Origin of the sequence: Enterococcus sp. 3H8_DIV0648, from assembly GCF_002140655.1 — a bacterium.
Taxonomy (GTDB): domain Bacteria; phylum Bacillota; class Bacilli; order Lactobacillales; family Enterococcaceae; genus Enterococcus_A; species Enterococcus_A hulanensis.
This window is the reverse complement of record NZ_NGLG01000008.1, coordinates 1-5,236: the sequence shown is the minus strand read 5'-3', so window position 1 is coordinate 5,236 and position 5,236 is coordinate 1. Positions and strand designations below refer to the sequence as shown.

5 protein-coding genes are annotated in these 5,236 nt (G+C 42.1%); all 5 read right to left on the bottom strand.

Translation table 11 applies throughout. The annotated features are described in order from the left end of the window. A partial coding sequence (purF, locus tag A5875_RS22905) for an amidophosphoribosyltransferase (RefSeq protein ID WP_088935909.1) occupies positions 1–1,416 on the bottom strand: 1,416 nt, incomplete at its 3' end. Then, entirely contained in the window at positions 1,401–3,620 is a 2,220-nt protein-coding gene (purL, locus tag A5875_RS22900; protein WP_088935908.1) for a phosphoribosylformylglycinamidine synthase subunit PurL, read from the bottom strand. The genes purF and purL, both read right to left, overlap by 16 nt. Beyond that, on the bottom strand, positions 3,620–4,300 hold the full coding sequence (gene purQ, locus A5875_RS22895) for a phosphoribosylformylglycinamidine synthase subunit PurQ (protein ID WP_088935907.1): 681 nt from the start codon (positions 4,298–4,300) through the stop codon (positions 3,620–3,622). Before purQ ends, purL begins: the two co-directional genes overlap by 1 nt. 1 nt (position 4,301) lies before the next feature. Then, entirely contained in the window at positions 4,302–4,556 is a 255-nt protein-coding gene (purS, locus tag A5875_RS22890; RefSeq protein WP_088935906.1) for a phosphoribosylformylglycinamidine synthase subunit PurS, read from the bottom strand. Between the two features lie 2 nt (positions 4,557–4,558). After that, a partial coding sequence (purC, locus tag A5875_RS22885; RefSeq protein WP_141108392.1) for a phosphoribosylaminoimidazolesuccinocarboxamide synthase occupies positions 4,559–5,236 on the bottom strand: 678 nt, incomplete at its 5' end.

Genomic DNA, 5,236 nt, shown 5'->3' with positions numbered 1-5,236 from the left:
TAGTGTTGCTTGATAATGTGCTTCATAATCATATAGCGGTGTTGGATAATCTCCATTGAAATATGCCATACATAATCCTGAATATGGTGCATCGAATTTTAATCCGATAGCATTGATCAATCCGTCTTCGCTTAGGAATGACAATGAGTCTGCGCCGATCATTTCGCGAATTTCTTCGATTGAATGATTCGCCGCGATCAATTCTTTGCGTGTTTGAATATCAATACCGTAAAAACATGGATAGCGTAAAGGTGGTGAAGCTATTCTTACATGAACTTCTTTGGCACCGGCCTCTTTTAAAAGATTTACGATTCGGCAGCTGGTTGTTCCTCGTACAATCGAATCATCAACCATAATCACCCGTTTTCCTTCAACGACACCCCGCACAGCAGAAAGCTTCATACGCACACCTTGCTCCCGCAATTCTTGGGTTGGCTGAATGAAGGTTCTTGCAACATATTGATTTTTTACCAAACCCATCTCATAAGGAATACCAGATTCCTCCGCATAACCACTCGCGGCTGATAGTGAGGAGTTAGGAACACCGACAACCATATCCGCCTCAATCTCTGCTTCATGCGACAAAATGCGTCCCATATTTTTTCGAGCACTGTGGACATTGACACCAGCAATATTTGAGTCAGGTCGAGCAAAATAAATATATTCCATTGAACAAATCGCATGCTGAGTATCCTCAGTGAAGCGTTCCACTTTCAATCCGTCATCATTGATCGTAATGATCTCACCGGGATTAACATCTTGGATAAATTTTGCGCCAACAACTTCTAATGCGCATGTTTCAGAAGCGACAACATAAGCACCATTGACCATTTGACCAATTGACAACGGTCGGAAACCATTCGGATCAAGAGCAGCAACCATCGATTCCTCAGTTAACATCAAATAAGCAAAACCGCCTTTTACGGTGTTTAACGCTTCCTTCATTCGCTCACATAACGTTTCCTTTTGACTGCGGCGAATCAAATGCATTAAGATTTCCGTATCAGAATTCGAATGGAAAATCGCACCATCGACCTCCAGCTCTTTTCGCAAACTTTTCGCATTCGTCAAATTTCCATTGTGGGCTAAAGCAAAGTCTCCATCATAAAAATTAAACAAGAAAGGCTGAATGTTATCAACACTGCTGGTTCCTGCCGTTGCGTAACGTACATGACCGATGGCTGCTTGGCCGGTCAATTGATTTAATTGGCGTTCGTCTTTAAAAACTTCTGACAACAGGCCCAATCCTCGAGTGCTGATCAAATTCCCGCCATCATTACTGACGATTCCAGCACCTTCTTGACCTCGATGCTGCAAACTATGCAAGCCAAAATAAGTGACGCGAGCAGCATCTGGGTGACCCCAGATGCCAAATACGCCACATTCTTCATTTAAACTTCTTACTTCATTAGACATGGAATGGCTTCCTCCCATAATTCTTCTGCCTTTTGCGTAGCAACCTTGATTTCACCGCCGTCAGCAGTTACTTTCAATTCACCAGTATTGGTTGTTTTACCGATTTTTACTGCTTTTTCGCCGACTAAGGCTTCAAAGGCTGCTTGATCTTCAGGATGAATCGATAAAACGAAGCGTGATTGGGTTTCTGCAAAAAGATTCTCAACCGGCATCGCTGCTTCAACATCAACACCTAATTGATTATTAAAAGCTGCTTCTGCAATTGCCACGGCTAAGCCGCCTTCTGCACAATCATGCGCGCTTGCTACTAAACCAGCTTTGATTGCTGAAAGTACCAATTCTTGATTTTCTTTTTCAACAGCTAAATCAAAGTCCATCAATTTACCTTCGATCAACCCTTTTTGCATTTTTTGAATCTCTGTGCCGTTAAAGTCAGCATTTGTTTCTCCGATTACATAAATCAAATCATCGGCTTGTTTGAATTCTTGCGTCGTAATATGAGCCAAGTCTTCAATCAAACCTACCATACCGATCATTGGCGTCGGATAGATCGCTTTACCGTTCGTTTCGTTATACATCGAAACATTTCCAGAGATAACTGGTGTATTCAACGTACGACATGCTTCAGATATTCCATCGGCTGAAGTCCATAGTTCCCAGAAGCCTTCTGGTTTTTCAGGTGAACCATAGTTCAAGCAGTCTGTAATTGCTAAAGGCTGTCCACCTGAAGCTACGATATTACGAGCTGCTTCTGCAACCGCGATTTGTCCGCCAACTTCTGGATTTAAATAAAGATAACGAGCATTACAGTCAGTCGTCATCGCCAACGCCTTATTCGTTCCACGCACACGCATTACTGCTGCATCGCTTCCCGGACGCACGACAGTATTCGTCCGAACCTGTGAATCATACGTTTCGTAAATCATTCTCTTCGAAGCGATCGTCGGCTGCTGTAACAAAGCAAGCAATGTTTCACTAGCATCTTTTACTTCTGGTTTGAAATCTGCCATGTTCGCAAATTCTTGAATACGCGCAGGCTCTTTCTTTTCATTCTCATAAACAGGAGCATCCTCGGCCAAAGCATCAACTGGTAAATTGGCTACTTCTTCGCCATGGTGATATAAGCTATACATGCCATCATCTGTAACTTCACCGATCGTCACAGCATCTAACTCGTAACGTTTGAATAATTCAACAACTTCTTCTTCGTGTCCTTGTTCAACACAAATCAGCATCCGTTCTTGTGATTCTGACAACATCATTTCGTATGGTGTCATGTTTGTTTCCCGTTGCGGTACATCATCCAAATAAAGTTTCAAGCCTGAGCCAGCTTTAGAAGCCATCTCTGAACTAGATGAAACCAACCCTGCTGCTCCCATGTCTTGAATACCGACTAAAATATCAGAATGCTCCAGAATAAGTTCCAGACACGCTTCCAATAATAATTTTTCCATAAAGGGATCGCCTACTTGAACGGCAGAACGTTGTTGTTCTTCCCCCTCAACAAATTCCTCAGAGGCAAAGGTCGCACCATGAATCCCATCACGACCGGTTTTTGCACCAACATACATGATTGAGTTGCCGACACCTTTGGCTTGTCCTTTTTGAATGTCTTTATGGTCCATCAAGCCCACACACATAGCATTAACTAAAGGATTTCCCTCATAACAAGGATCAAAAGCAACTTCACCGCCGACAGTCGGAATTCCGATACAGTTGCCGTATCCGCTGATTCCAGCGACGATTTCTTCTAATAAATACTTAGTACGAGGTGTATCTAATTCACCAAAACGCAGCGAATCTAAAATAGCAATCGGGCGAGCACCCATACTAAAGATATCGCGAATGATTCCGCCGACACCGGTTGCCGCTCCTTCATAAGGTTCAACTGCTGATGGGTGATTATGGCTTTCCGCTTTGAAAACGACTGCCTGTCCATCGCCAATATCGACGATCCCAGCGCCTTCACCTGGTCCTTGCAAAACCTGCGGACCATCGGACGGGAATTTACGTAAAACTGGTTTTGAGTTTTTATAAGAACAGTGTTCGCTCCACATTACAGAGAATAGTCCTGTTTCAGTATAATTTGGCAGGCGACCAAGAATGTCTTCTGAAATCAAGCGATATTCTTCATCGGTCAAACCCCATCCAGCGTAAATACGCTGATCTTTGATTTCTTGCGCCGTTGGTTCTAATTTCATCATTAGTTTGCAGTCACCTTTCCAAAATTAGTTAAAATAGAAGCAAAGAATTTCTTGCCATCATCCGAACCTAACAATTTCTCCATTGCTCGTTCTGGATGGGGCATCATTCCTAAAACATTTCCTGCTTTGTTGGTAATTCCAGCGATGCTTTCCACGCTGCCGTTGATATTTTCACCTTCATAAGTAAAAATGATTTGATTATTTTCCTTCAACTCAGCCAAAGTTTCTTCATCGCAATAATAATTTCCTTCACCATGGGCGACAGGAATTTGGATTACTTCATCTGCAGCATATTCGGATGTAAATTTTGTTTGGTTGTTCACAACTTTTAACGGTGTAATTTTGCTGATAAATTTTAATGACTCATTCCGACGCAAAGCCCCTGGTAATAGACCGGCTTCTGTCAAAATCTGGAATCCATTACACGTACCGAAAACCGGCTTGCCTTCTTCCGCGAAACGAATGACTTCGGACATAATATTGGCAAAGCGGGCAATCGCTCCGCAACGCAAGTAATCCCCATAAGAGAACCCTCCCGGCAATAGCACACCATCGAAGCCCTCTAAACTGTCTGAATCATAGCGAACATACTCACAATCAGCTCCCATGATTTCTTTCATCGCCCAGTACATATCCAGATCACAATTTGAGCCAGGAAACACAATGACCGCAAATTTCATGTTAAACTTCCTCCGATGTTAAAATTTCATAACGATAAGTTTCCATATTGACGTTGGCTAACAATTTGTCGCAAACTTCTTCAATCATTTCTTCAACTGGCCGATCGCTTTTAGCAACTTTGATTTCGAAGTACTTGCCGATTCGAACATCCTCAATTTCATCATAACCTAAGCGGTGAACAGCGCCTTTTACTGCTTCTCCTTGTGGGTCCAATACAGAGTCCTTATACGTTACATAAACTTTTACAAAATACATCCTTATTCTCCTCGCTTTTCTAATCTATTTAGTACTTCTTGGTAAACCGGAATGATGTCGCCTAAGTCGCGACGATAAATATCCTTGTCTAAATGATCGTTCGTCTTTTTATCCCACAAACGACAAGTGTCTGGCGAAACTTCATCTGCCAATAAAATTGTACCGTCTTTTTGACGACCAAATTCTAACTTAAAATCAATCAGCTTGATGTCTATCGAGTCAAATAGTTCGATCAGCGCCTCATTAACTTCCAGAGCCATCTGACGCAATTGCGTAATTTCCTCAGTCGTTGCAATTTCCAAAATTCTGATGTGGTCATCAACGACCATCGGATCATCCAGCTCATCGTTTTTGTAATAAAACTCTACGATAGGTGTTTTTAAAATTGTGCCCTCTGGAATAGCTAGTCGTTTTGAAAAACTGCCCGCTGCGACATTGCGCACAACTACTTCTAAAGGAATAATTTCAACTGTTTGGATCAGTTGTTCGTTCGTGGAAAGTTGCTGGATAAAATGATTCTTAATTCCTTTACTTTTTAAGAAATCAAAAATCAATCCAGTGATCTGATTGTTAAGTTCGCCTTTACCGCTGATTTGGTCTTTCTTAGCACCGTTCAAAGCTGTCGCTTGGTTCAAATATTCGACCCAGATAACTTCTGGATCATCCGTTCGGAATAATTG

What these genes read in the sequence shown, in the direction of transcription:
- purL (WP_088935908.1), bottom strand. Translation starts at nt 3,620, where the DNA reads ATGATGAAATTAGAACCAACGGCGCAAGAAATCAAAGATCAGCGTATT.
- purQ (WP_088935907.1), bottom strand. Translation starts at nt 4,300, where the DNA reads ATGAAATTTGCGGTCATTGTGTTTCCTGGCTCAAATTGTGATCTGGAT.
- purS (WP_088935906.1), bottom strand. Translation starts at nt 4,556, where the DNA reads ATGTATTTTGTAAAAGTTTATGTAACGTATAAGGACTCTGTATTGGAC.